This window comes from Cupriavidus sp. SW-Y-13, from assembly GCF_009793345.1.
Taxonomy (GTDB): domain Bacteria; phylum Pseudomonadota; class Gammaproteobacteria; order Burkholderiales; family Burkholderiaceae; genus Cupriavidus.
On the sequence record NZ_WHLX01000002.1, the window covers coordinates 1,378,308 to 1,403,490 of the forward strand.

Annotated in this window: 24 protein-coding genes; 13 read left to right on the forward strand and 11 right to left on the reverse strand. The window is 64.8% G+C overall.

The window, feature by feature from the left end:
• The first annotated feature begins 23 nt into the window (after positions 1 to 23).
• The 4 genes from nirD (at position 24) to GA566_RS21880 (ending at position 5,598) form a co-directional block, all read left to right on the forward strand.
• On the forward strand, positions 24 to 419 hold the full coding sequence (nirD, locus tag GA566_RS21865; protein WP_160473991.1) for a nitrite reductase small subunit NirD: 396 nt from the start codon (positions 24 to 26) through the stop codon (positions 417 to 419).
• A gap of 49 nt (positions 420 to 468) precedes the next feature.
• The gene (locus GA566_RS21870; RefSeq protein ID WP_160474702.1) at positions 469 to 1,725 is read left to right on the forward strand and encodes an NAD(P)/FAD-dependent oxidoreductase; all 1,257 of its coding nucleotides are present in this window, start codon (positions 469 to 471) and stop codon (positions 1,723 to 1,725) included.
• 32 nt (positions 1,726 to 1,757) lie between these two features.
• Positions 1,758 to 4,496, forward strand: a complete 2,739-nt coding sequence (locus GA566_RS21875; RefSeq protein WP_137925409.1) for a nitrate reductase — start codon at positions 1,758 to 1,760, stop codon at positions 4,494 to 4,496.
• A 133-nt stretch (positions 4,497 to 4,629) separates the two neighbouring features.
• Positions 4,630 to 5,598 carry a threo-3-hydroxy-L-aspartate ammonia-lyase gene (locus tag GA566_RS21880; RefSeq protein WP_160473992.1) on the forward strand — a complete coding sequence of 323 codons (969 nt, stop codon included), beginning with the start codon at positions 4,630 to 4,632 and terminating at the stop codon, positions 5,596 to 5,598.
• Positions 5,599 to 5,773: 175 nt separating this feature from the next.
• Here the strand turns inward: GA566_RS21880 and alaC are convergent, their stop codons facing one another.
• The 4 genes from alaC to GA566_RS21900 all read right to left on the reverse strand — a co-directional run bounded on the left by alaC (position 5,774) and on the right by GA566_RS21900 (position 9,107).
• Positions 5,774 to 6,988 carry an alanine transaminase gene (gene alaC, locus GA566_RS21885; RefSeq protein ID WP_160473993.1) on the reverse strand — a complete coding sequence of 405 codons (1,215 nt, stop codon included), beginning with the start codon at positions 6,986 to 6,988 and terminating at the stop codon, positions 5,774 to 5,776.
• Positions 6,989 to 7,105: 117 nt separating this feature from the next.
• The gene (locus tag GA566_RS21890; RefSeq protein WP_137925412.1) at positions 7,106 to 7,492 is read right to left on the reverse strand and encodes a hypothetical protein; all 387 of its coding nucleotides are present in this window, start codon (positions 7,490 to 7,492) and stop codon (positions 7,106 to 7,108) included.
• Positions 7,493 to 7,572: 80 nt separating this feature from the next.
• Positions 7,573 to 8,394 (reverse strand): siderophore-interacting protein, encoded by an 822-nt coding sequence (locus tag GA566_RS21895; RefSeq protein WP_160473994.1) that lies wholly within the window; start codon positions 8,392 to 8,394, stop codon positions 7,573 to 7,575.
• A gap of 2 nt (positions 8,395 to 8,396) precedes the next feature.
• Positions 8,397 to 9,107, reverse strand: coding sequence for a PadR family transcriptional regulator (locus tag GA566_RS21900; RefSeq protein WP_160473995.1), 711 nt, complete (start codon positions 9,105 to 9,107; stop codon positions 8,397 to 8,399).
• A 132-nt stretch (positions 9,108 to 9,239) separates the two neighbouring features.
• On the opposite strand from GA566_RS21900, the gene GA566_RS21905 reads away from it, so the two are divergent.
• Together GA566_RS21905 and GA566_RS21910 are read left to right on the forward strand one after the other, a co-directional pair.
• On the forward strand, positions 9,240 to 9,968 hold the full coding sequence (locus tag GA566_RS21905; protein WP_160473996.1) for an SDR family oxidoreductase: 729 nt from the start codon (positions 9,240 to 9,242) through the stop codon (positions 9,966 to 9,968).
• 181 nt (positions 9,969 to 10,149) lie between these two features.
• Entirely contained in the window at positions 10,150 to 10,746 is a 597-nt protein-coding gene (locus GA566_RS21910) for a 2-hydroxychromene-2-carboxylate isomerase (RefSeq protein ID WP_160473997.1), read from the forward strand.
• Between the two features lie 6 nt (positions 10,747 to 10,752).
• On the opposite strand, the gene GA566_RS33625 is transcribed toward GA566_RS21910, so the two are convergent.
• From GA566_RS33625 to GA566_RS21925, 3 genes are all read right to left on the reverse strand, one after another.
• Positions 10,753 to 12,297, reverse strand: a complete 1,545-nt coding sequence (locus GA566_RS33625; protein WP_137925417.1) for a methyl-accepting chemotaxis protein — start codon at positions 12,295 to 12,297, stop codon at positions 10,753 to 10,755.
• 144 nt (positions 12,298 to 12,441) lie between these two features.
• Positions 12,442 to 12,936 (reverse strand): DUF6644 family protein, encoded by a 495-nt coding sequence (locus tag GA566_RS21920; protein WP_202126850.1) that lies wholly within the window; start codon positions 12,934 to 12,936, stop codon positions 12,442 to 12,444.
• On the reverse strand, positions 12,933 to 13,304 hold the full coding sequence (locus GA566_RS21925) for a DUF6152 family protein (protein WP_237380573.1): 372 nt from the start codon (positions 13,302 to 13,304) through the stop codon (positions 12,933 to 12,935). The genes GA566_RS21920 and GA566_RS21925 overlap by 4 nt, the downstream gene beginning before the upstream one ends.
• Positions 13,305 to 13,458: 154 nt before the next feature.
• Between GA566_RS21925 and GA566_RS21930 the strand changes: the two genes are divergently transcribed.
• Entirely contained in the window at positions 13,459 to 14,607 is a 1,149-nt protein-coding gene (locus tag GA566_RS21930) for a DSD1 family PLP-dependent enzyme (protein ID WP_160473998.1), read from the forward strand.
• A gap of 16 nt (positions 14,608 to 14,623) precedes the next feature.
• On the opposite strand, the gene GA566_RS21935 is transcribed toward GA566_RS21930, so the two are convergent.
• On the reverse strand, positions 14,624 to 15,109 hold the full coding sequence (locus GA566_RS21935) for a hypothetical protein (RefSeq protein ID WP_137925419.1): 486 nt from the start codon (positions 15,107 to 15,109) through the stop codon (positions 14,624 to 14,626).
• 481 nt (positions 15,110 to 15,590) lie between these two features.
• Between GA566_RS21935 and GA566_RS32970 the strand changes: the two genes are divergently transcribed.
• From GA566_RS32970 to GA566_RS21955, 5 genes are all read left to right on the forward strand, one after another.
• On the forward strand, positions 15,591 to 15,764 hold the full coding sequence (locus GA566_RS32970; RefSeq protein WP_171020411.1) for a hypothetical protein: 174 nt from the start codon (positions 15,591 to 15,593) through the stop codon (positions 15,762 to 15,764).
• A gap of 79 nt (positions 15,765 to 15,843) precedes the next feature.
• Positions 15,844 to 17,985, forward strand: a complete 2,142-nt coding sequence (locus tag GA566_RS21940; protein WP_160473999.1) for a phosphocholine-specific phospholipase C — start codon at positions 15,844 to 15,846, stop codon at positions 17,983 to 17,985.
• 140 nt (positions 17,986 to 18,125) lie between these two features.
• On the forward strand, positions 18,126 to 19,049 hold the full coding sequence (locus tag GA566_RS21945; RefSeq protein ID WP_137925421.1) for a LysR substrate-binding domain-containing protein: 924 nt from the start codon (positions 18,126 to 18,128) through the stop codon (positions 19,047 to 19,049).
• A gap of 61 nt (positions 19,050 to 19,110) precedes the next feature.
• Positions 19,111 to 20,139, forward strand: a complete 1,029-nt coding sequence (locus tag GA566_RS21950) for a M14 family zinc carboxypeptidase (protein WP_160474000.1) — start codon at positions 19,111 to 19,113, stop codon at positions 20,137 to 20,139.
• Between the two features lie 15 nt (positions 20,140 to 20,154).
• Positions 20,155 to 20,913 carry an alpha/beta fold hydrolase gene (locus GA566_RS21955; RefSeq protein ID WP_160474001.1) on the forward strand — a complete coding sequence of 253 codons (759 nt, stop codon included), beginning with the start codon at positions 20,155 to 20,157 and terminating at the stop codon, positions 20,911 to 20,913.
• 58 nt (positions 20,914 to 20,971) lie between these two features.
• On the opposite strand, the gene GA566_RS21960 is transcribed toward GA566_RS21955, so the two are convergent.
• Together GA566_RS21960 and GA566_RS21965 are read right to left on the reverse strand one after the other, a co-directional pair.
• Positions 20,972 to 21,592 (reverse strand): TetR/AcrR family transcriptional regulator, encoded by a 621-nt coding sequence (locus tag GA566_RS21960; protein ID WP_137925424.1) that lies wholly within the window; start codon positions 21,590 to 21,592, stop codon positions 20,972 to 20,974.
• Positions 21,593 to 21,869: 277 nt separating this feature from the next.
• Positions 21,870 to 22,541, reverse strand: a complete 672-nt coding sequence (locus GA566_RS21965) for a copper resistance protein CopQ (RefSeq protein ID WP_160474002.1) — start codon at positions 22,539 to 22,541, stop codon at positions 21,870 to 21,872.
• 464 nt (positions 22,542 to 23,005) lie between these two features.
• Here GA566_RS21965 and GA566_RS21970 point away from each other — a divergent pair, with 464 nt between their 5' ends.
• The gene (locus GA566_RS21970) at positions 23,006 to 23,881 is read left to right on the forward strand and encodes an alpha/beta hydrolase (RefSeq protein WP_137925426.1); all 876 of its coding nucleotides are present in this window, start codon (positions 23,006 to 23,008) and stop codon (positions 23,879 to 23,881) included.
• Positions 23,882 to 23,908: 27 nt separating this feature from the next.
• Here GA566_RS21970 and GA566_RS21975 read toward each other — a convergent pair whose 3' ends face one another.
• Positions 23,909 to 24,982 carry a methyl-accepting chemotaxis protein gene (locus tag GA566_RS21975; protein WP_160474704.1) on the reverse strand — a complete coding sequence of 358 codons (1,074 nt, stop codon included), beginning with the start codon at positions 24,980 to 24,982 and terminating at the stop codon, positions 23,909 to 23,911.
• Positions 24,983 to 25,183 lie beyond the last annotated feature (201 nt).

Here is a 25,183-nt window from a genome sequence, read left to right on the forward strand (position 1 = left end):
CGCGTCAAATTGAGGAGAACGTGATGAATCAAGCCCACAATCCCGAAACCTGGACGGCCATCTGCACCTTGCGCGACATCGTGCCCAATACTGGTGTGTGCGCGCTGATCGGCAAACAGCAGGTTGCAGTGTTCCGCATCGGCCGTGGCGAAGACGTCTACGCGATTGCCAATTTCGATCCGAACTCGCAGGCCAATGTGCTCTCGCGCGGGCTGGTCGGTAGCCTGGGCGATCGCGTCGTGGTGGCGTCACCGATCTACAAGCACCACTTCGACCTGCGCACGGGCGAGTGCCTGGAAGCACCGGAGCACTCCATCGACGCCTTCTCCGCACGGGTCTACGACGGCAAGGTGTGGGTTGCCACCGAAGCGGTGACGCGCGAGACCGAGGAAGCATCCGAGGAAGAATTGGCTGCCTGAATTACGGGCCGCCTGAAAGCGGGCGGCCCTCTACCGGATGACGCTCATGATGTCCCCCTCCCCGACCGCCGTCGCTCAAACCGCTCCCGCACGCCCCCGGCTGGTCGTCGTCGGCAACGGCATGGCCGGTATGCGCACCGTCGAGGAACTGCTGAAGCTGGCACCGGACCTTTACGACATCACCGTCTTCGGCGCCGAGCCGCACGGCAACTACAACCGCATCCTGTTGTCACCGGTGCTCGCTGGCGAGAAGACCGTTGACGACATCATGCTCAACACGCGCGACTGGTACACGCAGCACGGGATCGAGCTGCTGGCCGGCGACCCCGTGGTGGCCATCGATCGTCCGCGCCGCGTCGTGCGCTCGGCATCGGGCCGCGAAGTCCGCTACGACCGCCTGCTGCTGGCTACCGGCTCCAAGCCATTCATCATCCCCGTGCCGGGCCACACGCTCGATGGCGTGATCGCATTCCGCGACATCCAGGACGTGGAGACCATGTTGCACGCCGCGCGCAATCATCGCCACGCGGTGGTCATCGGCGGCGGACTGCTGGGGCTCGAAGCGGCCAACGGTCTGATGCGTCAGGGCATGGACGTGACCGTGGTCCATCTGGCCGATACGCTGATGGAGCGCCAGCTCGACAAGCCCGCCGCCGAACTGCTCAAGGGCGCGCTCGAACGCAAGGGGCTGCGCTTCCTGCTTAACGCGCAGACCGCCGGCATCCTTGGCGATGAGCGCGTGACCGGCGTGCTGTTCAAGGACGGCACGCGGATTCCCGCCGATCTCGTAGTGATGACCGCGGGCGTGCGTCCCAATATCGAACTGGCGGCCGGCGCCGGGCTGCGCTGCGAGCGCGCCATCGTCGTGGATGACACACTGCAGACCTTCGACCCCCGCATCTACGCCGTGGGCGAATGCGTGCAGCACCGCCAGGCCACATTCGGCCTCGTGGCACCGATCTGGGATCAGGCGCGCGTCTGCGCCGCCCATCTGGCTGGCGCCGGGCATCGCCGTTACGTGCAGCAAGCCACGGCCACCAAACTCAAGGTGACGGGCGTGGATCTCTACTCGGCTGGCGATTTCATCGGCACCGAAGGCAGCGAGGACCTCGTGCTACGCGATCCGCGCCGGGGCGTCTACAAGCGGCTCGTGCTGCAGGATGGGCGCCTCGTTGGCGCCGTGCTCTATGGCGATGTGAAAGACGGCCCGTGGTACTTCGACCTGATCCAGAGTGGCAAGCCCGTGGCCGCGCTGCGCCAGCGCCTGCTGTTCGGCCAGGCGCAATGCGACGCGCTGGCTGCCTGATTGCCTGATCGCCACAAACCGGAAATCGATTCGTGAACCTGTCCGATATCGCGGTGGTTGCCACCACTGCCACCAAGACCGTCTCCACCACGTGCCCATACTGCGGCGTGGGGTGCGGCGTGCGCGCCACGGTGCGCGCCGATGGCCAGGTTGAAGTCCAGGGCGACGCCGACCATGCATCGAACTTCGGTCGCCTGTGCGTGAAAGGCTCCGCGCTTGGAGACACCGTCGACCTCGACGGCCGGCTGCTGCATCCACAGTTCCGCGATGCCGATGGCACGCTACGTCGCGTGAGCTGGAACGATGCGCTGGATCGCGTCGCGAATGGCTTTGCGGACGTGATTGCTCGCCATGGTCCCGACGCCGTGGCGCTCTACGTCTCCGGCCAGATCCTGACCGAGGACTACTACGTCGCCAACAAGCTCATGAAGGGCTTTATCGGCTCGGCCAATATCGATACCAACTCGCGGTTGTGCATGTCATCGGCCGTGGCCGGCCACAAGCGCGCGTTCGGTGAAGATCTGGTGCCGTGCAACTACGAAGACCTGGAATCCGCCGATCTCGTCGTGCTCGTTGGCTCAAATACCGCGTGGTGCCATCCGATCCTGTTCCAGCGCCTCACGCGCGCCAAGGAAGCGCGGCCCGAGATGAAGATCGTGGCTATCGATCCGCGCCGCACCGCCACGTGCGAACTGGCCGACCTGCATCTGCCGTTGCGCGCGGGCACCGACGTGCGGCTGTTCAACGGGCTGCTGTCGTACTTGTCGCGGCATGGCCATGTGGATCAGGCGTTTGTCGAGGCGCACACCAGCGGATTCGATGACGCTCTGGCCGCCGCCGACTTGGAAACCAACGAGATCGCCGCGCTCGCCCGCGCGTGCAAGCTCGATGCGCAAGACGTAGAGACCTTCTTCGCGCTATTCGCCGGCACCGAGAAGGTCGTCACGGCGTTCTCGATGGGTGTGAACCAGTCATCGTCGGGCACGGACAAGGTCAACGCCATCGTCAATTGCCATCTGCTGACGGGTCGCATCGGCCGCGCCGGCATGGGTCCGTTCTCGCTGACCGGGCAGCCCAATGCGATGGGTGGGCGCGAAGTGGGCGGTCTCGCCAACATGCTGGCGGCGCATATGGAGCTGGCGAATCCGCTGCATCGCGACATCGTGCAGGATTTCTGGCAGTCGCCGCAAATGGCCGATCGCCCCGGCCTCAAGGCCGTGGATCTGTTCCAGGCCATCGAGCAAGGCAAGGTGAAGGCCGTGTGGGTCATCGGCACCAACCCCGTGGTGAGTCTGCCCGATGCCGATCAGGCACGCCGCGCGCTGGCGCAGTGCGAACTCGTGGTGGCTTCCGACATCGTTACCCGCACCGATACCAATGACGCTGCGCACGTGTTGCTGCCTGCGCTGGGCTGGGGCGAGAAGGACGGCACGGTCACCAACTCCGAGCGCCGCATCTCGCGCCAACGCGCGTTCCTCTCCGCACCGGGCGAGGCTCGCGCGGACTGGGACATCCTCTGCGATGTCGCGCGTCGCATGGGCTTTGCGGGCTTCGACTACGCGGGCCAGCATGAAATCTTTGACGAGCACGCGCGCCTGAGCGCGTTTCGCAATGGTGATGCCGATGATCGCCACGCCCCGCGCATGTTCGATATCGGCGGCCTCACCGGTCTTGGCGAGGAAGCCTACGACGAACTCGTACCCGTGCAATGGCCGCTGCGTACCGCCACCGCGCCCGGCACGCAACGTCTGTTCGAAGACGGACGCTTTGCATTCGGCGATGGCCGCGCGCGCTTTGTCGCTACGGCTGCCCGCGCACCTGCGAACAGCGCGGACGATGATTTCCCGCTGATCCTGAACACGGGCCGCGTGCGCGACCAGTGGCACACGATGACGCGCACCGGCCGCGCCGCGCGACTGGCCGATCACCTGCCCGAACCCTTCGTCGACATGCATCCGCAAGACGCGCTGCTATGCGGCGTGGGCGAAGGCAAGCTCGCGCGCGTGACCAGCCGATGGGGCGCCATGGTGGCGCGCGTGCGCTTTGGCGGCGGCATCCCGCGCGGCAGCGTGTTCGTGCCGATCCACTGGAACAACCAGTTCAGCTCCGACGCGCGCGTGGGCGCCGTGGTCAATCCCGCCGTCGATCCGGTCTCGGGCGAGCCCGAGTTCAAGCACACGCCGGTACGCGTGGACGAGTTCCGCGTCTCGTGGCACGGCTTTGCGCTGAGCCGCAACGCGCTGCCCGCCGACGCGCTGACGTACTGGACGCGCATCCAGGGCAAGCAGTTCCATCGCTACGAATTTGCGGGCCGCGATGTGGTGACCGACCGCACGGCCTGGGCGCGCGCACTGCTCGGGGTGCAGGACCCGGATGCCGACTGGCTCGAGTACGAGGATCGCACGGCAGGCGTGTACCACGCGGGCTACGTGGTCAATGACCGCATCGAGGCATGCGTCTATATCTCGACGCGCGCCGAACTGCCATCGCGCGCGTGGCTGTCGCAACTGTTCGGCCAGGAACGGCTGGAAGACGCGGACCGCATTGGCCTGCTGCTCGGCCAGCCCCTGGAAAAGACCGCCGATGCAGGACCCACGATCTGCTCCTGCTTCGGGGTGGGACGGAACACGATTTGCGATGCAGTGCGCAAACACGACCTCAAGACACCTGCCGAGATCACGGCCTGCGTGAAGGCCGGCGGCAACTGCGGCTCTTGCGTGCCAGAGCTTCGCAAGCTGCTGGTGGAGATCCGCGTCACGGAAGTGGCGTAAGGACAGCGCAGGGGAAGCGTGAAGTCGGGTACAGGCGGCGCTGTTCCGGTGCCGTCTGTATCTTGACAATCGAGGAGCCAGCCTTAAAGCTATGGGGCTTCGCGTGCCCACGCGCCCTCCTCGCGGAACCATCATGACCACCCTGACCCTGCCCACTTACGCCGACGTCGAAGCTGCTGCCGGCCGCATCGCCGGTTACGCCAACCGCACGCCAGTCAACACCAGCCGCACGCTCAACGACCTGCTGGGCGCGGAAGTGTTCTTCAAGTGCGAAAACTTCCAGCGCATGGGCGCGTTCAAGTTCCGTGGCGCGTTCAACGCGCTGTCGCGCTTTTCCCTCGAGCAACGCAAGGGCGGCGTGGTGGCGTTTTCTTCGGGCAATCACGCACAAGGCATCGCGCTGTCCGCCAGGCTACTCGGCATGCCCGCCACGATCGTGATGCCGCATGACGCACCCGCTGCCAAGGTAGCGGCGACCAAAGGCTATGGTGCCACCGTGGTCAGCTACGACCGCTACACGGAAGACCGCGAAGCCATCGGCCGCAAGCTGGCCGAAGAACACGGCATGACACTGATTCCCCCGTTCGACCACCCCGACGTACTGACGGGCCAGGGCACGGCGGCCAAGGAATTGTTCGAGGAAGTGGGCAAACTCGACGCATTGTTCGTGCCGCTGGGCGGCGGCGGCCTGCTCTCCGGCACCGCACTGTCCACGCGCGCACTGGCGCCGGACTGCAAGCTCTATGGCGTGGAACCCGAAGCCGGCAACGACGGCCAGCAATCGTTCCGTAGCGGTTCCATCGTCCACATCGATACGCCGAAGACCATCGCCGATGGCGCACAGACCGGCGCGCTGGGCAACTACACGTTCGGCATCATCAAGCGCGATGTGACCGATGTGCTGACTGCATCGGACGCCGAACTGGTGGAAGCCATGCGCTTCTTTGCCGAACGCATGAAGATGATCGTGGAGCCGACAGGTTGTCTGGGTCTGGCTGCGGTTTTGCAGCAGAAGGAAGCACTACGCGGCAAGCGCGTGGGCGTGATTATTAGTGGTGGGAACGTGGATATTGCGCGGTTTTGTGAGTTGTTGGGTGGGTGATTGATTGTAATCCCTCTCGCTGGTTTGCTCCCCTCTCCCGCATAGCGGGAGAGGGGTTGGGGGTGAGGGCCGGAGGTTCTGCTTGCCGACCACGTCGCAATTTGATCCGCTTGCCCTCACCCCCGCCCCTCTCCCGAAGGGAGGGGGGAGAAAACCGAGAGTGCGGGAGTGGAAACTACTCCCCCACCTTCACCAACCCATCCACTCTAAACATCGACTTGATACCGCGCACCGCCTGCCGGATGCGGGATTCGTTTTCGATCAGGGCGAAGCGTACGTATTCGTCGCCGAAATCGCCAAACCCGATGCCGGGCGAGACCGACACCTTGGCCTTTGCCAGCAACTGCTTGGCAAACTCCAGCGAACCCAGCGCGCGGTACGGTTCCGGAATCCGCGCCCAGATGTACATCGACGCTTTCGGGATATCTACCTGCCAGCCCGCCTCGATCAGCCCGCGCGCCAGCACGTCGCGGCGCGACTGGTATTGCGCGGCGATTTCCGTCACGCAGGTCTGATCGCCTTCGAGCGCAGCGATGGCGGCCACCTGCACCGGCGTGAACGTGCCGTAGTCGTGATACGCCTTGATGCGTGTCAGCGCGGCCACCAAGTCCGGGTTGCCCACCATGAAGCCGATGCGCCAGCCCGCCATGTTGTAGCTCTTGGACAGCGTGAAGAACTCAACGGCGATGTCCTTGGCGCCGGGCACCTGCATGATCGACGGCGCCTTCCAGCCATCGAACACGATATCGGCATAGGCCAGGTCATGCACGACGAAGATGTCGTGCTTGCGCGCCAGCGCGATCACGCGCTCGAAGAAATCCAGTTCCACGCACTGCGCCGTAGGGTTCGACGGAAATCCGAGCACGATCATCTTCGGCTTCGGATAGCTGCCACGGATGGCGCGCTCCAGTTCCGCAAAGAAGTCGATACCCGGCGCCAGCGGCACCGAACGGATATCGGCACCGGCAATCACGGCGCCGTAGATATGGATGGGATAGCTCGGGTCCGGCACCAGCACCGTATCGCCGCGATCCAGCGTCGCCAGCATCAGGTGGGCCAGACCTTCCTTCGAACCGATGGTGACAATGGCTTCCTTGTCCGGATCGATCTCCACGTCATAGCGCTCTCGATACCAGTGCGAGATGGCGCGACGCAGGCGCGGAATGCCTTTCGATGTCGAATAGCCGTGCGTATCGGGCCGCTGCGCGGCATCGACGAGCTTGGCGACGATATGCGGTGGCGTGGCCCCATCGGGGTTGCCCATGCTCATGTCGATGATGTCCTCGCCACGGCGGCGGGCGGCCATCTTCAACTCGGCGGTGATATTGAAAACGTACGGGGGAAGGCGATCGATGCGCGCAAAGCGGCGCTTGCCGGAATCGGCAGTCATGGAGAGATCCTTTACGTAAGCGCCCGGAACCGTCCGAGCGACGTCGTGACCGCTGTCTAGGTCACTGGGGATCGATCATAGCCAGCCGTGCGCATTTTCACAACTGGCCCGTGACACCTAGATGAGTCCGCCCGGCACGTTGACCGGCCGATCGGGCGGCAGGTTGCGCACGGTGCAGTCCAGCGCGTCGGCGTTCTCCTTGTTGCCGCCAAAGGTGGCGGCGATGGAGTCGCGATATTGCGGCACAGAGATGCGGTTGTAGTAGAGCCGCGACGTCTGATCCAGCCAGTAGACGTAGTTGCTGTCGCTGTCATCGGAGCCGCTGCGCAGCCACTCGCCCATGGGCTGGCCGCCCAGCCGCGTGTTGGCGCAGACGTCCTGGATCTTGTCGAGATACTTGTTGAGACCGTGCGCCTCGTAGTTGCGCACCGAATCCGGTGCGCATGCAGCAAGGGCAAAACAGGGGATGGCGGCGATGAGCGACAACCGGCGGAGACTGGGCATGTCAGGGTTCCATGTCGATGGGCATGCCAAACAGTGTAGTCGGGCGCGCGCATCCGTGCTTCCGCATCCGCCCGCTTGCTTCAGTCGTCGATCGTTTCATGCACGGCAGCATTGCCATGCTTCCAATAGGCCGAGGCGCGGATGCGCTTCTTGTCGATGCCACGCTCGCCCACCAGGTACTGCCGCACGTCGCGCATCGCGGCGGCCTCGCCGGCAGCCCATACGTAGCCCTCGCCTTGCGGCAGGGTCAGTGTGCGCAGCGCGGGCAGCAACTGGCTGCCTTCCGGCTCGCCCCCGCGATAGACCCAATGAACCTCGACATTGGCGCTTGATGCCAGCGCAATGCGCGCCGACTCGTCACCCACCTCGGCTACCACCACCACGCGCGCATCCGGATTCTGCTGCGTGATGTCTTCCACGCGGCGGCCAATGGCAGGCAGCGCGGTGTCATCGCCAATCAGCAGATGCCAATCGAATCCAGTGGGAATCACGAACGATCCGCGCGGGCCACCCACGCCGAGGTACTGCCCCGGCTGCGCCTGCGCGGCCCAGGTGGATGCGGGGCCATCGCCGTGCAGCACAAATTCGATATCGAGTTCCAGCGCAGCGGCATCGTAGCGGCGCGGTGTGTAGTCGCGCGCCTGCGGGCGAGGCTGGCCTTCGGGGAACACGACGCCGTCGGGGCCTACCTGTGGCAGCACCGGCTTCTCATCGCCGGGCGCGGGGAAGAAAACCTTGATGTGGTCATCGAACGATGCGGATACGAACTCGGCCAGATCATTGCCGCCCAGCGTCACGCGCAGCAGTTGCGGCGACATCTGCTGCGTGCGCAGCACCTTGAGCAGACGTATCTTGAGCGGATGACGCACGCGTTGCACGGTCAGGTCACGGGATTCAGTCATATTCAAGCCTCCGGGTTCGGGTTCGATGCATTCGTCGCGCCTTCGATCTCGTCGGCAGCGCGCTCCAGGATGGCCGCGATGCGGCGCTGTTCGTCGGCGGACGCGCCGCTGCGCATCATCATTGCCTGCTTGAGACGGCCACGTGCGCGCGTGAGTTCAGGCGCCCAGCCGCCCTCTTCAGGCTCGCGCTGCGGCTGGCCACTCATGGCGCGGCGCATGAAATCCATCTTGCGCGCCACGTGCTGGAGACGCGCCACCATTTGTTCCAGACGCGCGCGGTTCTGGGTCAGGTACTCGCGGCCTGCATCCGACAGTTGATAGCGTTTCTTGTTGCCCTCGGTATCGACGGTGGCGTAGCCCACGTCTTCGAGGTACGTCAGCGCGGGATACACCACGCCCGGACTCGGCTTGTAGAAGCCACCGGTGCGGGTTTCCAGCGCCTTGATCAGTTCGTAGCCATGTGACGGCTTTTCATCGAGCAGGGACAGTAGCAGCAGTTGCAGGTCCTCTGCACTGAACTTCCGGCCACGGCGCAGGCTCTCGCCGTCGAAACCGCTTCCATCGCCCTCGCCACCGTCGAATCCGCCGCCTTGCGACCAGAACCCGCCGCCGCGCACCATGGCGAAAAGACCGTGCATATGACGATGCAGCTTGCCACCATGGCCATGATGATGACCGTGGTGAGCGCCGTGATGTCCAAAGTGATGTCGCATGGAATAGCTCCGTTATGTCGTAAGACGTATCGCAAGATATATATCGTACGATATAAAGTCAAGGGTTGATCTGCATACGCCGCCCGCGATTGACGCTGTCATAATGCAAGTCACTTCGACCGGAGGAGACCCATGCCCGACAAGAAAGCCGTGCTCGTTGTAGGTGCTGGAGATGCGACAGGCGGTGCCATCGCGCGCCGTTTCGCGCGTGAGGGATATATCGCGTGCGTTACGCGCCGCAGCGCCGACAGGCTCGCGCCCCTCGTCGACCAGATCCGCGCAGAAGGCGGCGAAGCCCACGCCTTCGCCTGCGATGCGCGCAAGGAAGAAGACACCGTGGCGCTCATCGCGCGCATCGAACGCGAGATCGCACCACTGGAAGTGGCGATCTTCAACATCGGCGCCAACGTCAATTTTCCGATTCTCGACACCACATCGCGCGTGTACTTCAAGGTCTGGGAGATGGCCTGCTTCGCCGGTTTCCTGATGGGCCGCGAAGCTGCGCGCGTCATGGTGCCGCGCCAGCGCGGATCGATATTCTTTACGGGTGCCACAGCCAGCACGCGAGGCCGCGAAGGCATGTCGGCCTTTGCCGGTGCCAAGCATGCCCTGCGCGCGCTGGCACAAAGCATGGCGCGCGAACTGGGCCCGAAGAACATCCACGTCGCGCATCTGATCGTCGATGCAGCCATCGACACGGCCTTCATCCGCGACAACTTCCCAGAGCGCTACGCCACGCGCGAGCACGACGGCATCATCAACCCGGACCACATCGCAGATACGTACTGGATGCTGCATCAGCAGCCGAGGGATGCGTGGACGCATGAACTGGATGTTAGGCCCTGGGTGGAGCGGTGGTAGTTGCCAATTTCCTCTCCCGTTTTTAGCTCCCCTCTCCCACTTGTGGGAGAGGGGTTGGGGGTGAGGGCCAGCGGTTCAAATTGCCACTTGTCGGCAAGCAGAACCGCCATGCCCTCACCCCCGCCCCTCTCCCGCTCGCGGGAGAGGGGAGAAAACCGAAAGAAAATTCCTGGAGACCCCCATGCCCAACCAAGTCCACTTCTACTTCGACTTCGGCAGTCCCTATTCCTACCTCGCCTATCGCGAACTGCCGCGCATTGCGGCGCGCACGGGTTCGACCATCGTCTGGAAGCCGATGCTGCTGGGTGGTGTGTTCAAGGCCACGGGCAACCATAGTCCGATGGAGATTCCAGCCAAGAGCGACTGGTCGAAGCTCGATCTTCGCTGCTGGGCCGAACGCTATCACGCGCCTTTCCAGCACAACCCGCATTTTCCGATCAACACACTGGCACTGATGCGCGGGGCGATCGGTTATCAGCGCAAGGGCGAAGCCGAATTCCTCCGCTATGTGGAGGCGATCTTTGCTGCGATGTGGGAGAACGGCAGGAACCTGAACGATCCGAACGAGATCGGCAAGGTGCTGGTGGCGGCGGGATTCGATCCGCGCGAGGCGTTGGCGATGCTGGACGATCCCGAGGTCAAGGCCGGGCTCAAGCAGGCCACCGAGGAAGCCGTGGCGCGCGGTATCTTCGGCGCGCCGAGCTTCGTGGTCGATGAAGAACTGTACTGGGGCAATGACCGGCTGCTGTTCGTCGAGGAACGGCTGGCCGGTCGATAACTCACGTCAGGCCAGACGGAACGTGCCCACGGCGGCGGCCAACTGGTTCGCTTGAGATTCGAGCGAATCTGCTGCAGCCGCAGCCTGCTCTACCAGCGCGGCATTCTGCTGGTTGACCTGCTCCATTTGCGACACGGCCTCGCTGACCTGCGTGATGCCGCTGGACTGCTCCAGCGACGCCGCCGAGATCTCGCTGACCGTACTCGCCAGCCGCTGCACAGCGGATACGATTTCCTCGATCGTGCTGCCGGCCTGCTCCACCTGGGCGCTGCCCGCATCCACCTTGTTCACCGAGGAATCGATCAGCGTCTTGATTTCCTTTGCGGCGTTGGCGCTGCGCTGGGCCAGGCTGCGCACCTCGCCCGCCACCACGGCAAACCCCCTGCCCTGCTCGCCCGCGCGCGCGGCTTCCACTGCCGCATTTAGCGCGAGGATGTTGGTCTGGAAGGCGATGCCGTCGATCACGCCGATGATGTCGACGATCTTCTGCGAGCTCGAGTTAATCTCGCTCATCGTATGGACCACGCCACGCACCACCTCGCCACCGCGCGAGGCCAGGTCGGCCGCGTTGCTCGCCAGTTCGGCGGCGTGCGCCGCGCTCTGCGCATTGTTGCCCACGGTCGAAGTCAGTTGCTCCATGCTGGCCGCCGTCTGTTCGAGCGCCGACGATTGCTCCTCGGTACGCGACGACAGATCCGTATTGCCGGCTGCGATCTCGCGCGCGCCGATCGTCACGGCATCCGAACCCGTGCGCACCTTGTTCACGGTCTGCGTCAGGCCCGCCTGCATGCGGGACAGCGCGTCGAGCAACTGGCCGATTTCGTTGCGGCCCGCCTTCGGCACGTTGATGGTCAGATCGCCATCGGCCACGCGCATGATCAGGTCACGCGCCTGCATCAACGGCGCCACCACCAAACGGCGCAGTGCTACGTGGACCATGACGATCAGCGCCACGGACATGACCAGTCCCACGCAAACCAGCACGATCACACGGCGCAGGCGCGACGCATCTTCTTCCATCGCCGCATCGTTCAGCTTCGTTGCGTACTGCTGAAACCGCTCCACGCCGGCCGAATACCTGGCGCCGGATGCCGTGATGTCGCGGTCGTTGATAGCCGCGTAGCCATCTGGATCGCCGTTGCGCAGCGCTTCCAGCCCGCGCTGCACCACCTCCATATGCGAACGGCCCGCGCTGACGATTTCCTCGCGCGTGGAAGCATCCTGCTGCGGCAAGGCTGCGGCCTTCTCGAATTCGTCGAGTTCGGTCTTCGATTTGCCGAGCGATTTCTCCGCGCTGGCAATTGCTTCGGCATTGACCTGGCCGCTGGCCTTGGCCGAGCTGTACGCACGCGTCAGCGCGGAGCGCACGCGGGTCATGTTCTTGTAGGCATCGTTGATCAGCAACGCCCGCGTGGACACCGCATGCACGCTGCCGGCGGCCTGGCTGGCCGCACTCAACTGGCTGACGCCGAGCACGGCGCCAAACACAATCATCAAACCAAAAATCACAAGCGTCGCCAGCAAGCCGTGGCGAATACTGAGGTTGTTCATCAGGGGGCTCTACTCGTAAGGGGTCCGACCTGCCTTAACGTCGCCCACATTTAATTCTTGAGCGTCTACTCTCACACGTTTGAGTTACATCAATTTCAGCACTTGAAAGCGCCGATTGATGCACCCGAATTGCCTGGAAAACACCTACACATAGGCGATGAGACGCCCTGCGCAGATGACCAGGAACCACGTCAGGATCGACAGTCCGGCGCACGCGCGAGCCATCGGCGGCGGCGCACGTTGCGTTTCCCACGCGCCGTTGCCGTGCAGCCGGCGATACGGGCCAAGATGAAACCATGCGGCATTGAGCAGCCCGAGCAAAATCAGCACGAGCTTGAACAGGAAGGCGCGATTGGTGATCAGTTCATCGGCATGCGCGATGAACAGCAAGGCGCCGCTGACCACGATGCAGGCAAATCCCACCATCGACGCTGGCAATGCGTGCCGCAACAGCGTGGTCACAGGCAACTGACGCCCCAGTCCCGCCAGCCGCAGATCCACCACGACGATGGCCCCGAACAGCAGCGCCATACCGCTCAGGTGCAGGATTTCCGCAGCAGGATAGGCCCAGGGCGATGCGCGCAACCAGACCGCCAGCGGCGACTCGGCAAGCGCAGCCGCCCAAGTCGTCAGGTTCAACGCAATTCCACGGTCTGGCCACCGTCGAAGGTGATACGTTCCACGCGCATTTCGTCGCCCTTCTCCTTGCTGGCATAGCCCACCAGCGTCACCTGCTTGCCCACGGCAACTTTCTCGGCCGATGCGCCGCGTGATTCCATGCGCGAGATGGGCGCGAGGATTGCCAGCCAACGTTTGCCCTGCACGTCGATGCGGATGCTGGCGTGGGGATTCTCGTAATGGGTTTCGACGATCTTGCCGGTCACGGTCAGCGGCTTGGTCTGGTCATAGGTGGACCAGCCGTGATGTGCGAGAGCGGGAACTGCGGCCATCGACATGGCAGTGACGGCGGCGATGCGAAGAACGGAACGGCGCGACATGGCGGACATGAGCGAACTCCGGTTGGCAAACACGCTGAAGGCGGCGCCTGAAGGCGGGGGCACTCCCCTATCGTAGAGGACATGCCATGGGGCGCCAAGGCGAAGTATGCCGCACGCCGTGTTACGCTGCACTCCGCCCCAACCCTCTGTGCCCCTCCTCGCCATGTCCTTCGCCTTCGATCTGCCTCCCGCCGCGCGTATCGGCCAACCTGCCGAATCCATCGATACTCCCTCCCTCGTACTCGACCTCGCTGTCTTCGAGCGCAATGTCGAGCGCATGCAGGCGGCGGCCGACAAAGCCGGCGTGAAGTTGCGCCCGCATGCCAAGGCCCACAAGACGCCCGATATCGCGCTGGCGCAGATTGCACGCGGCGCCGTGGGCATCTGCTGCCAGAAGGTCAGCGAGGCGATACCGTTTGTCCGTGCCGGCGTGCGCGACATCCATATCAGCAACGAAGTGGCGGGTCCGGCCAAGGCCGCGCTGCTGGCCGAACTGGCCCGCCATGCGCACCTGAGCGTCTGCGTGGACGATCTCCGCCAGATCGACGCGCTCGCCGCCGCCACGCTGGCTGCCGGCAGCCAGCTCGATATCTTCGTGGAAGTCGATGTCGGCCAGGGCCGCTGCGGCGTGGCCGATGGCGATGCGGCATTGCCGCTGGTCGAACGCATCGCCGCACATTCGCAGTTGACGCTGCGCGGCCTGCAGGCGTACCACGGCGGCATCCAGCATCTGCGTGGCTGGGATGAGCGGCGCGAAGCCGCCGCACGCGCCGCTGACCGCACCGGCAACGCCGTCGCGCGGCTGGCTGCGGCGGGTGTGCGCTGTGACGTGGTCACTGGCGGCGGCAGCGGCAGCGTGGAATTCGACCTGTCCAGCGGCGTCTATACCGAGATCCAGCCCGGTTCGTACGTGTTCATGGATGCCGACTACGGCAGCAACGCCTACACCGGCACGATGCGCTTCGAGCACGGCCTGTTCATCGCCACGGCCGTGATGAGCGTGGCAGCAGGAGATCGCGTCGTCGTGGATGCCGGCCTGAAATCGATGGCTGTCGATTCGGGCCTGCCGTGGATCTGGGAGAAGAATGCACCGTCAAACTCGCTCGACTACGTGGCGGCCAACGACGAGCATGGCATCGTCAGGCCGAAGCAGGAAGGTGCTGTGGACGCGCTGCCGCCGCTGGGCAGCCGCATGATGCTGGTGCCGGGCCATTGCGACCCGACGCTGAATCTCTATGACGAACTCGTGGGGGTGCGGGATGGTGTCGTGGCGTGCATCTGGCCGATTTCGGCGCGCGGACTGAGCCGCTGAATGTCGCGTTAGATCACTAAGCCAGCTGAGCGGCCAGTTCGTCGAGGTTCGCCGGTGTCCACGCGGCGCCGGTCCATCTTTCGAAGCGCAGATCCTCGACCGGGATCGAGGTCAGCGTACCGAGCCAGTCGGTCGGGGCGGCACCGCAGCGCAGCCCGCTGGCTACCATCGTCATGGCCTCGGGCACATCGATGTCCGCCACGCGGGTCACCGTCGGCCAGGGCAGCAGGCGCATGTCCTGGGCCGGCAGGCCGAACCGGTACAGCCCGAACCGCGCGTGGAGCGCCGCGCGCGACATCGTGTGCCGCGCGCGGTCCAGCGCGTCATCCTTGGTGGCCGATGGGTCCCATTGCTGGTTGCGCGAAAACCACAGGATCTCCTGCTCGCCCAGGCGCGGAACCTCCGCGCGGGCCGCGGCCGGAATCAATTGCCCCGAACGCGCGATGGCCGCCAGCGGCGTGCCGACCGTGTAGTGCCAGACGTAACCAGTTTCGTTGTTCATAGTGCAGCTCCTGCAAACGTCCCTTCCGCCTCCAAGAGTGGTGGCGGATTGCCCCGCTTACAAGAAAGGTCACGGCGCATTGCGACCGCAACAAAGATGGCACATGGGGGTTGGCAACCGCTCCCATCGCCCTGCGAGCCAGCACTGGCGCGGATCTTCGTAAATCCGCTGCCGCGCTGGCTTCGCGATCATTGTGTGTATTTTGAGTGAGACGTCTAAAACCTTAGCACAGCGACTGGTGCATTGCAGCATTTGCCGTCATCGACATGGCTCGATACGTGCGCCACGCCACACCTGCCCGATTATCGCAATGGGCGCCTTGAAGAAACATGGACAGTGCCATGGATGTTGCCAGGGGTGACAAAGAATACCGATACCGGCATCGGGATTCTTGGGGCGGATGTCACATGCTGTGACTTTCGGGTGGCTTACGCTGCGTCCCGCATCGCAACTCGCCGTGCTCCCCCAAGAGACACCCACAATGACCGAAGCCACCCGAACCTTCGCACCGGCCCGCCCACTGGGTCTGCTGGCTGCCCTGCTGCTATGCACGGTGCTGACCGCCTGCGGCGGCGACAACGATAACGGCACGCCGACTACCGCCCCGACCACTACGCCCGAGGCCAAGCCGCAAGGGGTGAAGTGCGCGCCCTGAGGCGCCGGCGCTCCCCCTTTCCGACATCGCCAATCCGCTACAGAACAGCGCTTCAGACCTTCCAGGGCAGACCGAGAACATGACTTCCAGCCGCCGTAACTTCCTGAAAATGGCAGGTGGCAGCGCCGCCGCCACCGCCGCGCTTGCCGCCTTCCCACCGGCCATCCGCCGCGCACTGGCCATTCCGGCCAACAACGCCACCAAGTCGATCCGCGACGTGGAATACGTCGTGGTGCTGATGCAGGAAAACCGCTCCTTCGACCACTACTTCGGCACCATGAACGGCGTGCGCGGCTTCAGCGACCGCTTTCCGATTCCGCTCGCCGGTGGCCGCACCGTCCTTGAACAGACCTACGCCACGGGCAACACCAACCGCGTGGTGCTGCCGTATCACCTCGACCAGACCCTGGGCAACGCCCAGCGCGTCAGCGGCACGCCGCACAGCCAGCCCGACGGGCAGGCCGCCTGGGATCTGGGCCGCATGAGCGCCTGGCCGACATCGAAGAAAACACAGTCGATGGGTTACTACACGGAGCAGGAACTGGGCTTCCAGTACGCGCTCGCCAACGCCTTCACGCTCTGCGACGCCTACCACTGCAGCTTCCACGGCGGCACCAACACCAACCGGCTGTTCCACTGGACCGGCACCAATGATCCGTTCGGCAGGAACGGCGGCCCGGTGATCGACAACAGCGGCGACTCGCTGAACGCCACCGGCATCAACTACACCTGGACGACCTATCCGGAGCGCCTGCAGTCCGCCGGCGTGACCTGGAAGGTCTACCAGAACATGCCGGACAACTACACGGACAACCCGCTGGCCGGCTTTGCGCAATATCGCGCGGCCAATGCGGCCAAGGGCAATGCCATCGATGGCGCGCCCTATCCGCCGTACACCGCCGCCGACGAAGCCGTGAGCCCGCTCTACAAGGGCATTTCCAACACCATGCCGGATGGCGGCTTCGTGCAGGCGCTGCGAGACGACGTGGCCGCCGGCACGCTGCCGCAGGTCTCGTGGGTCGTGGCACCGGCCACCTACTCCGAGCACCCGGGACCGTCGAGCCCGGTACAGGGCGCGTGGTACACGCAGCAGGTGATCGACGCGCTGACGTCGAACCCCGATATCTGGAGCCGCACCGTCCTGCTGATCAACTTCGACGAGAACGACGGCTTCTTCGACCACCTGCCCCCGCCATGCGCCCCGGCGCTCGATGGCAAGGGCCTGCCGGTGGGCTACACGTCGATGGATGCTTCCCCCGAGTACTACAGCGTGGACAAGACCCCGTTCGGCCCCGGCCCACGCGTGCCGATGTACGTGGTGTCGCCGTGGAGCCGTGGCGGCTGGGTCAACTCGCAGGTGTTCGATCACACCTCGGTGCTGCGTTTCCTGGAACAGCGCTTCGGCGTGGCCGAGACCAACATCAGCGCATATCGCCGCGCTGTGATGGGCGACCTGACTTCGGCCTTCGACTTCGTCAATCCGAATGGCAATGTCACGGTAGGTGTTTCGTTCGACAAGGCCAAGGCCGACGCGGATCGCGCCGCGCAGGACGCCAAGACGCAGATTCCCGTGCCGACCGTTGCCGCCCAGTCGGTGCCGGTGCAGGCCAAGGGCACGCGTCCGTCGCGCGCCCTGCCCTACACGCTGCACACCAGCGGCGTGGAAGAGCCGGCCACCAACTCCTTCCTGCTGCGTTTCAAGAACGACGGCAAGCAGGCCGCGGTGTTCCACGTCTACGACCGTCTGAACCTCAGCGATGTCCCGCGCCGCTACGCGCTCGAAGCCGGCGTGTCGCACGACGCCCGCATCGACGTCAGCGCCGATAACGGCCGCTACGACCTCTGGGTGCTCGGCCCCAACGGCTACCACCGCGCCTTCCAGGGCGACGTGACTGCACAGAAGGCCGCCGGCGGCGGTGCTGCACCGGAGATCCAGGTCTGCTACGACGATGGCCCCGAGCCGAAGGTCTGGCTCACGCTGATCAATCGCGGCAGCGCCACCTGCACGTTCACGGTCAAGCCCAACGCCTACCGCACCGACGGGCCTTGGTCGTTCGAAGTACCGGCCGGCAAGAGCCTGGACCAGGGCTACCCGGTGAAATCGCAGGCCAACTGGTATGACTTCACGGTGACCACGCAGCAAGGCGGTTTCAATCGCCGGTTTGCCGGGCGGCTGGAGAATGGCGTGCATACGACGTCGGATCCGGCGATGGGGGCTTAAACCAGCCGTCTCCGGCTGGTTGTCTCCCCTCGCCCGCGTAGTGGGAGAGGGGAGACAACACACGCGCGCAGAGAGCCTTCTTCCCCCTGTCACATTCCCGCCTTACAGTCGCCGGCTGACCTTGTTCTTCCGGAAGCTCAATGCTTGGCGATCTGCTCATTACGTTCTACGAAGTGGCACGACAGGGCAGCATCACCACGGCGGCGCGGCAACTGCGCCTGAGCCAGCCCACGGTCACCGGACGTATCCGCCAGCTTGAAGAGCTCTATGGCGTGGAGTTGTTTCATCGCCGGTCCGGCCGGGTGGACCTGAGCGATGTGGGCGTGGCGCTCATGCCCCTGGCCGAGCAGATCCTGCAGCAGGAGAGCAATGCGGACTTCCTGCTGCGCAATGCCGGCAACCTGCGCATGGGCAACCTGCGGATCGGTGCTACCGGCCCCTACTACATCCTGCGCAGCGTTGCCGCGTTTCGGCAGCGCTATCCCGCCATCGAGATCAGTATCGAGATTGGCAATTCGCGGCAGATGATCGAGGCGTTGTACGAGTACCGCATCGACGCCGCCGTGTCCTCGCACGCGCTCGACGACGATCGCCTGCACCGCGTGACGCTGGCCGCCGATCCGATGGTGCTGGTCGTGCATCCCGTGCATCCGCTCGCCCGTCGGCCCCGCGTGGAGGTGGCCGAACTGGCGACGTGCCACCTGCTGGTACGCGAACAGGGCTCGATGACGCGCGAGGCCACAGAGTCCGCGCTGCTCGCCGCCGGGGCAAGCCTGCCCTCGCACACCGTCATCGGCAGCCGCGAGGCGATCTGCGAAGCCATTCGCCACAACCTCGGCGCCAGCGTGATGCCGGTGGGCGAAGTGCCGCGAGATCCGGCGCTCACCGTGGTGCAGTTCGCCAGCAATGCGCCAGTCATCCACGAATACCTGTACTGCCTCAACAGTCGACGCGACACCAGACTGCTGAGCGCCCTACTCGGCTGCCTGGTTACCCCCGGCAGTGTCGCCAGCCCCACGGACCTGCGTGGCGAGGTGCCGCCGCCAGCGCCTATATTGAATTGACGTCCGTCCGCGCCCCCCTTCGCCCTCACGCCTCCACCAGACACCTCCCACTGACGATGCAATGACCGACCCGGGCCGCCCCAGCTTTCCCGAGTACGACCAGTTGCTCACGCTGCTGGAGCTTGGCGCGCCATGGTTCCAGACCGAGTCCGCCTGCCAGGTGGATGTCCGCGGCCACACCTTCGATGTCCACGTAGCCAGCCTGGGCACCCGCTCGCCCGATGCACCGGCCATTGGCATCTTCGGTGGTATCCACGGACTGGAACGCATCGGCACGCAACTGGTGCTCGACTACATGCGTGCGCTACTGTGCCGGCTCAGTTGGGACGAACTGCTGCACCGGCAACTGGAAACGGTTCGGCTGGTGTTCATGCCGATCGTCAATCCCGGCGGCATGTACGAAGCCACGCGCGCCAATCCCAACGGGGTGGATCTGATGCGCAACGCGCCCCAGAACGCTGACGACCGTGTGCCATTCCTGGCCGGTGGACAGCGGCTTGGCGCCTGGCTGCCGTGGTATCGTGGCCGCGCCGGTGCGCCGATGGAGGCCGAGAGCCGCGCGCTGCTGCGCGTGGTGGAGACTGAACTGTTGCCCCGCCCGCTCAGCTTTGCGGTCGATTGCCATTCCGGCTACGGCTGGCGTGACAGCATCTGGTTTCCCTATGCCCGCACGCACGCGCCGATGCCGCATTTCCCGGAGATGTACCTGCTGAAGACGATGTTCGAACAGGCCCACCCCCATCACGGCTATGCCTTCGAGCCCCAGAGCCACCAGTACCTGCTGCATGGCGACCTCTGGGACTACGCCTACGACCGCACGCCGCCCGGAGGGCTGTTCCTGCCGATGACGCTGGAACTGGGCTCGTGGCTCTGGATCAAGAAGAACCCCCGGCAACTGTTTTCCCGGGCGGGCATTTTCAATCCGATGAAGGCACACCGCACGGCGCGCGTGCTACGGCGCCATGTGAGCCTGTTCGACTTTCTGGGCCGGGTAGCCGTGGCGCCCGAGCGCTGGCTGCCGCGTGGCGACCATCGCAATCAACTGCTGGCGCAGGCGCGCGCGCACTGGCGCGGCAGGCCCGCACCGTAGCGCCTTCGATCCACCATGGGACGTTGGATATTCCTGCGCGGCCTGACCCGCGAATCGCGTCACTGGGGTGACCTGCCCGCACGATGGGTGCAGCACGGGCTTGGCCAGCCGCTGCTGATCGACCTGCCCGGCAATGGCGATGCCCGCCAGCAACCGGTGCCCGGCACGGTGCGCGGCATGGCCCAAGCGATACGCGATGCGGCACACGCCTCCGGCACAAGCGGACCATTGCATATCCTGGCCATGTCACTGGGCGCGATGGTCGCCACGGACTGGGCACAAACGCACCCGGAAGACCTCGCCAGCCTGGTGCTGATCAATACCAGCATGCGGCCGTTCAGCCGTCCCACGCAGCGGCTGCGGCCACAGAACTGGGCTGCGATCCTCGGCATGGCACGTCACTGGCACGACCGGGTCCGGTGCGAGCGCACGATCCACCGGCTGACCTGCGAGCGGCTGGATACGCGCGATGCCGACCTTGCCCGCTGGGTCGAGATTGGAGAAAGCGCCCCGGTCACACGCGATGCCGCATGGCGCCAGCTACTGGCGGCGGCGCGCTTCCGCGCGCAGGACGTGCCGCCGCCCTGCCCCACGCTCATCGTCGCTTCCGACGTGGACCGGCTGGTCGATCCGCGATGCTCGGCGCGATTGGCAGCGGCATGGCAGGCCCCGCACGTCCGGTTCGCCCGGCATCCGTGGACCGGCCACGATTTGCCGCACGACGATCCGGCATGGCTCTGCGATACCGTCCGCGCGTTCCTGCCACGCCAATAAAAAACCGCCGGAGACCCGAGGCCGTCCAGCGGTTGCTTCCTGCGTATGGCTGAGTGACTTACAGCGAACCGCAGGTGACTGGCGACTGCGATTCCAGCAACGCCTTCGCGCGGTGGTTGCACAGGGCGCCCAGCAGCGTCTCGGCGGCCGCTTCCAGACGCTCTTGCGTACCGAACAGCCGCGCTGCGATCAGGCCGCTCTGCAGCGAGCCGTAGATCACCTGTGCCAGCATGGCGGGCGGCACCGGGTACGGCGTCTCGCGCTCCTTCTGGCCGCGCTCCAGCAGTCGGGCCAGCCATGCCTCGTTGATGTGATAGAACTCCTTGAGCACGTGATGCACCGATTCCGGCAGGCTCAGGATTTCGGTGGACAGCATGCCGGCCAGGCAGATCTGGCCCGAGCCGCAGGTCTGCCGCAGCGGATCCAGATACTGGCGCGCCTGCTCCAGCACGGGCAGGCTCTGGTCGATGCCGGCCAGCCGCGCCGAGATCCTGCGGCTGTATTCCTGCACCGCCTCCAGGACCAGGTCGTCCTTGGAAGGGAAGTAATAGTGGATGCTGGAGGTCTTCACCCCCACGAGTTCGGCCAGGTCGCGATAACTGAAGCCGTTGAAGCCGCGGCTGCGGATCAGGACCAGTGTGTGTTCGAGCAGTTGCTCGCGGACGGGTTGCGTTTTCATGGTGGGTACTTTATCTACACGAAGATAGATACTCAACCGGGAATTTCCCGGAGTCAATGCCGGCGCCGATCACAGCACGCCCTGCACCGCCAGCGTGATGGCTGCACCACTCACGGCGCACAGCGCCAGCCAGCCGCCCAGAACCAGGGCATCCTGCCCGATCCACGTTTTCATCTTAGTGCTGCCTCAAAAAAAACAGACGTGCGCCCTTTTGGGACGCCCGTCTGTGCCGGAGTCATCGTCAGATCATGACGACGTTTGAAACCTTGGCCGTACCTCAGACCAGTGCGCCGTCGGTGAAGACGTCGATCGAGCGGGCACCGTCGCTGAAGCCATCGCGGTTGCTGATGCGGGCACCTTCGGTGTACACGTCGCGGTTCGAGAGGCTGGCAACCAGGCCATCGCGGTTGCTGACGCGCGCACCATCGACGAACGGGTTGCGCGGAGCATTGCCACGGGCGCCTTCGGTGTACACATCGCGGTTCGACAGGCTGGCTACGAGGCCATCGCGGTTGGTGACGCGGGCACCGTCAACGAACGGGTTGCGCGGTTCATTGCCACGGGCGCCTTCGGTGTACACGTCACGGTTCGACAGGCTGGCGATGAAGCCATCGCGGTTGGTGACGCGGGCACCGTCAACGAACGGGTTGCGCGGAGCATTGCCACGAGCGCCATCGGTGTACACGTCACGGCTGGACAAGCTGGCAACCAGACCGTCGCGGTTGCTGATGCGGGCACCATCGGTGAAAGCATCGCGGTTTCCGATACGGGCACCGTCCGTGAAGGCGTCGCGGTTACCGATGCGAGCACCGTCAGTGAAGGCGTTGCGTTGATCGTTGACGCGGTAGCTGTAACCGTAGGCTTCGCCACGGGGTTGTGCGGCCTGGGCAGCGCCCGTAACGAAAGCGGCGGCGAGGGCGGCGGCGGTGATGATGGTCTTGGCGTTCATGATGCTCTCCTTGCGGGCCGGGCGATCCTGGATTGGGCGGATCGGGCGGCGGGTCTGTGCTGCAGATCGAGCGGTCTTTCTTTTGGTCCTCGTTGCTATCTACTGCTAGATAGAGGACCAGGGCTAAAAAAAAGACCGCCTCCGGTTTCACTGCCTGGTGTTGCGTGGACCTTTCTGCTTCGGTTCCGTACCGTTTCTGTCTCGGTCCGGAGCGCTGCGTCGCTGTCCATGGCGTGAATACTATCTACCTATAGATAGACAATCAAGGAGAATTTCGTAGAACTACGAGAAAAGATTTCTATGGGGAGGATTGAGTTTGCCTATTTCATCGGTAACCCGTTGATTTTTCTAAGCTTTCCATAGCCTTTCCGCCAATTTTCGCTTGTTCGACCTCCAGCACAAACTTTCTTTTACGCAGGCGAGTGCTACGGTTATCACATACGGACCCTGCCTACCGTCGCGCCATGCCCTCCTCGCTCGATCCCTCCGACGTGCAACGCTCCGGCTGGCGCTGGGTGGCAGGCGCATTCGGGCTGGCGGGACTGGCGGCTGCCGCATCCTTCGGCCGACTGCTGCTGTACCGCGCCGTGGAACGCGAGGCGTTCATGCCCAGCCCCATTGGCACGCTGACACCCGATGATCTCGGCGTGGTCTCCCGACAGTTCACGTTCCACAGCGGCGACAGGACCCTGCAAGCGTCGTGGGTGCCGGCTGCGCAGCCGGGCGCCCCGGCGCTGGCCGTCTTTCATGGTGATGAAGAAAGCCTGGCCGACTGGGCGCCGGTGCAGGCGTTACTCCATGCGGGCGGGATCAGTTCATTCGTATTCGATTACAGCGGCTATGGCAGCAGTACCGGCACGCCCAGCGTACGGCGACTGCGCGAGGACGCTCTTGCCGCCTACCTGCAGTTTCGCGAGGCGGCGTCGGGTGCCAGTCGGCATTACGTGATGGGGTATTCGCTGGGCAGCGGGGTGCTGCTGGATGTCGTGGCATCCCTGCAGCCACAGCCGGACGGCGTGGTCGTGGGTGCCGGGTTCTCGTCGGCGCGCGCCGCTGCCGTGGCCACGGGGCTGGTATCGCGCTGGATCGCCTGGGCGCTACCCGATCCGTGGAACAACATCGCCCGGGTGCGCAAGGTGAAGCTGCCGGTGATGCTGGTACACAGCCGGCTCGACGCCACCATTCCGTTTCGCCACATGCAGCACATGGCCCGGGCGATTCCGGGCCCGAGCCGGCTGGTGGTGTTCGAGCAGTTGCCGCACAACGCGGCCATCGAGCCCGCTTTCATGAAGACGTTCTGGGCGCCGGTGACCCGCTATCTCTCGAGCGGCAAGCTGTAAATGTGAAGCTCGGCTTTACAGCCACCCTTACAGCTTGAACTCGCCCACCACCCGCTGGAGTTCCTGGGCTTGGTCGGCCAGCGCGGCCGACGCGGCGGCGGCTTCCTCCACCAGTGCGGCGTTCTGCTGCGTCACGTCGTCCATCTGCGTCACGGCCACGTTGACCTGCTCGATGCCGTCGCTCTGATGTTCGGACGCCGTGGCGATCTCGCCCAGGATCTGCGTCACGCGACGCACGGCCTGCACGATCTCGTCCATCGTCTGCCCGGCTCGTCCCACCAGCGCCGTGCCGCTTTCCACCTGCTGCGCGGAGTCGCTGATCAGTACGTTGATTTCCTTGGCGGCCGCGGCGCTGCGCTGGGCCAGCGTGCGCACCTCGCCCGCTACCACGGCAAAGCCGCGCCCCTGCTCGCCCGCCCGTGCCGCTTCCACGGCGGCGTTGAGCGCCAGAATATTGGTCTGGAATGCGATGCCTTCGATCACGGCGATGATGTCGGTGACCTTGCGCGAACTGACGCTGATGGCATCCATGGTCTGCACCACGTCGCTGACGATGGTGCCGCCCCGCTCGGCAATACCCGACGCGGCATCGGCCAGCCCGTTGGCCGTGCGTGCGCGTTCCGTGTTCTGCCTGACCATGGCGGTCAGCTCGCCCATGCTCGACGCGGTTTCCTGCAGCGTCGCCGCCTGTTCCTCGGTGCGTTGCGAGAGATCGGTGTTACCCACGGCAATCTGCTGCGAAGCCGACGAAATCGCGTCGCTGGCGGACTTGATGCGCGTGACCAGCTCGGTCAGCATGTCTTCCATCTCGCCCAGCCCGCCCAGCAGCCGGCCAAAGTCGCCGCCCCGGTCGGTCTCGAAATCCTTGCTCAGGTCGCCAGCCGCCACGGTCTCGGCGATGAACTCGGCCTCCTTGAGCGGCGCCTCGATCGCGCCCACCAGCCGCACCCAGAAAATCAGGCTCAGCACCGGCACCGCTGCGCCAATGCCCCAGATCCAGCCCCGCGTGCCAGCATCGTTGATCTGCCCCAGCGCCAGCGTGGCCATGACGCCCACCAGCACCACGATCACCCCGAAAGCCGCGCCCATGCGGGTGCGCATACTCAAGTTGTCCCAAGCCATGATGCCTTCCGCTCCTCGTTCCTGCCCCGCGTTGTCCGGGGCTATCGATGGGCTAACGGTTGGAGGGCCGGGAAACTTTAGGGGCGTTGTGGCCCGGTGGAGGCCACTCAGACTGCGGTCATGCGGAACACCGTTGGGGGGCCATCCCGGCTGGGTCTCCGCCTCGCTCTCGATGAATCA

What these genes read in the sequence shown, in the direction of transcription:
- nirD (WP_160473991.1), top strand. Translation starts at nt 24, where the DNA reads ATGAATCAAGCCCACAATCCCGAAACCTGGACGGCCATCTGCACCTTG.
- GA566_RS21870 (WP_160474702.1), top strand. Translation starts at nt 469, where the DNA reads ATGTCCCCCTCCCCGACCGCCGTCGCTCAAACCGCTCCCGCACGCCCC.
- GA566_RS21880 (WP_160473992.1), top strand. Translation starts at nt 4,630, where the DNA reads ATGACCACCCTGACCCTGCCCACTTACGCCGACGTCGAAGCTGCTGCC.
- alaC (WP_160473993.1), bottom strand. Translation starts at nt 6,988, where the DNA reads ATGACTGCCGATTCCGGCAAGCGCCGCTTTGCGCGCATCGATCGCCTT.
- GA566_RS21890 (WP_137925412.1), bottom strand. Translation starts at nt 7,492, where the DNA reads ATGCCCAGTCTCCGCCGGTTGTCGCTCATCGCCGCCATCCCCTGTTTT.
- GA566_RS21895 (WP_160473994.1), bottom strand. Translation starts at nt 8,394, where the DNA reads ATGACTGAATCCCGTGACCTGACCGTGCAACGCGTGCGTCATCCGCTC.
- GA566_RS21900 (WP_160473995.1), bottom strand. Translation starts at nt 9,107, where the DNA reads ATGCGACATCACTTTGGACATCACGGCGCTCACCACGGTCATCATCAT.
- GA566_RS21905 (WP_160473996.1), top strand. Translation starts at nt 9,240, where the DNA reads ATGCCCGACAAGAAAGCCGTGCTCGTTGTAGGTGCTGGAGATGCGACA.
- GA566_RS21910 (WP_160473997.1), top strand. Translation starts at nt 10,150, where the DNA reads ATGCCCAACCAAGTCCACTTCTACTTCGACTTCGGCAGTCCCTATTCC.
- GA566_RS33625 (WP_137925417.1), bottom strand. Translation starts at nt 12,297, where the DNA reads ATGAACAACCTCAGTATTCGCCACGGCTTGCTGGCGACGCTTGTGATT.
- GA566_RS21925 (WP_237380573.1), bottom strand. Translation starts at nt 13,304, where the DNA reads ATGTCCGCCATGTCGCGCCGTTCCGTTCTTCGCATCGCCGCCGTCACT.
- GA566_RS21930 (WP_160473998.1), top strand. Translation starts at nt 13,459, where the DNA reads ATGTCCTTCGCCTTCGATCTGCCTCCCGCCGCGCGTATCGGCCAACCT.
- GA566_RS21935 (WP_137925419.1), bottom strand. Translation starts at nt 15,109, where the DNA reads ATGAACAACGAAACTGGTTACGTCTGGCACTACACGGTCGGCACGCCG.
- GA566_RS32970 (WP_171020411.1), top strand. Translation starts at nt 15,591, where the DNA reads ATGACCGAAGCCACCCGAACCTTCGCACCGGCCCGCCCACTGGGTCTG.
- GA566_RS21940 (WP_160473999.1), top strand. Translation starts at nt 15,844, where the DNA reads ATGACTTCCAGCCGCCGTAACTTCCTGAAAATGGCAGGTGGCAGCGCC.
- GA566_RS21945 (WP_137925421.1), top strand. Translation starts at nt 18,126, where the DNA reads ATGCTTGGCGATCTGCTCATTACGTTCTACGAAGTGGCACGACAGGGC.
- GA566_RS21950 (WP_160474000.1), top strand. Translation starts at nt 19,111, where the DNA reads ATGACCGACCCGGGCCGCCCCAGCTTTCCCGAGTACGACCAGTTGCTC.
- GA566_RS21955 (WP_160474001.1), top strand. Translation starts at nt 20,155, where the DNA reads ATGGGACGTTGGATATTCCTGCGCGGCCTGACCCGCGAATCGCGTCAC.
- GA566_RS21960 (WP_137925424.1), bottom strand. Translation starts at nt 21,592, where the DNA reads ATGAAAACGCAACCCGTCCGCGAGCAACTGCTCGAACACACACTGGTC.
- GA566_RS21965 (WP_160474002.1), bottom strand. Translation starts at nt 22,541, where the DNA reads ATGAACGCCAAGACCATCATCACCGCCGCCGCCCTCGCCGCCGCTTTC.
- GA566_RS21970 (WP_137925426.1), top strand. Translation starts at nt 23,006, where the DNA reads ATGCCCTCCTCGCTCGATCCCTCCGACGTGCAACGCTCCGGCTGGCGC.
- GA566_RS21975 (WP_160474704.1), bottom strand. Translation starts at nt 24,982, where the DNA reads ATGCGCACCCGCATGGGCGCGGCTTTCGGGGTGATCGTGGTGCTGGTG.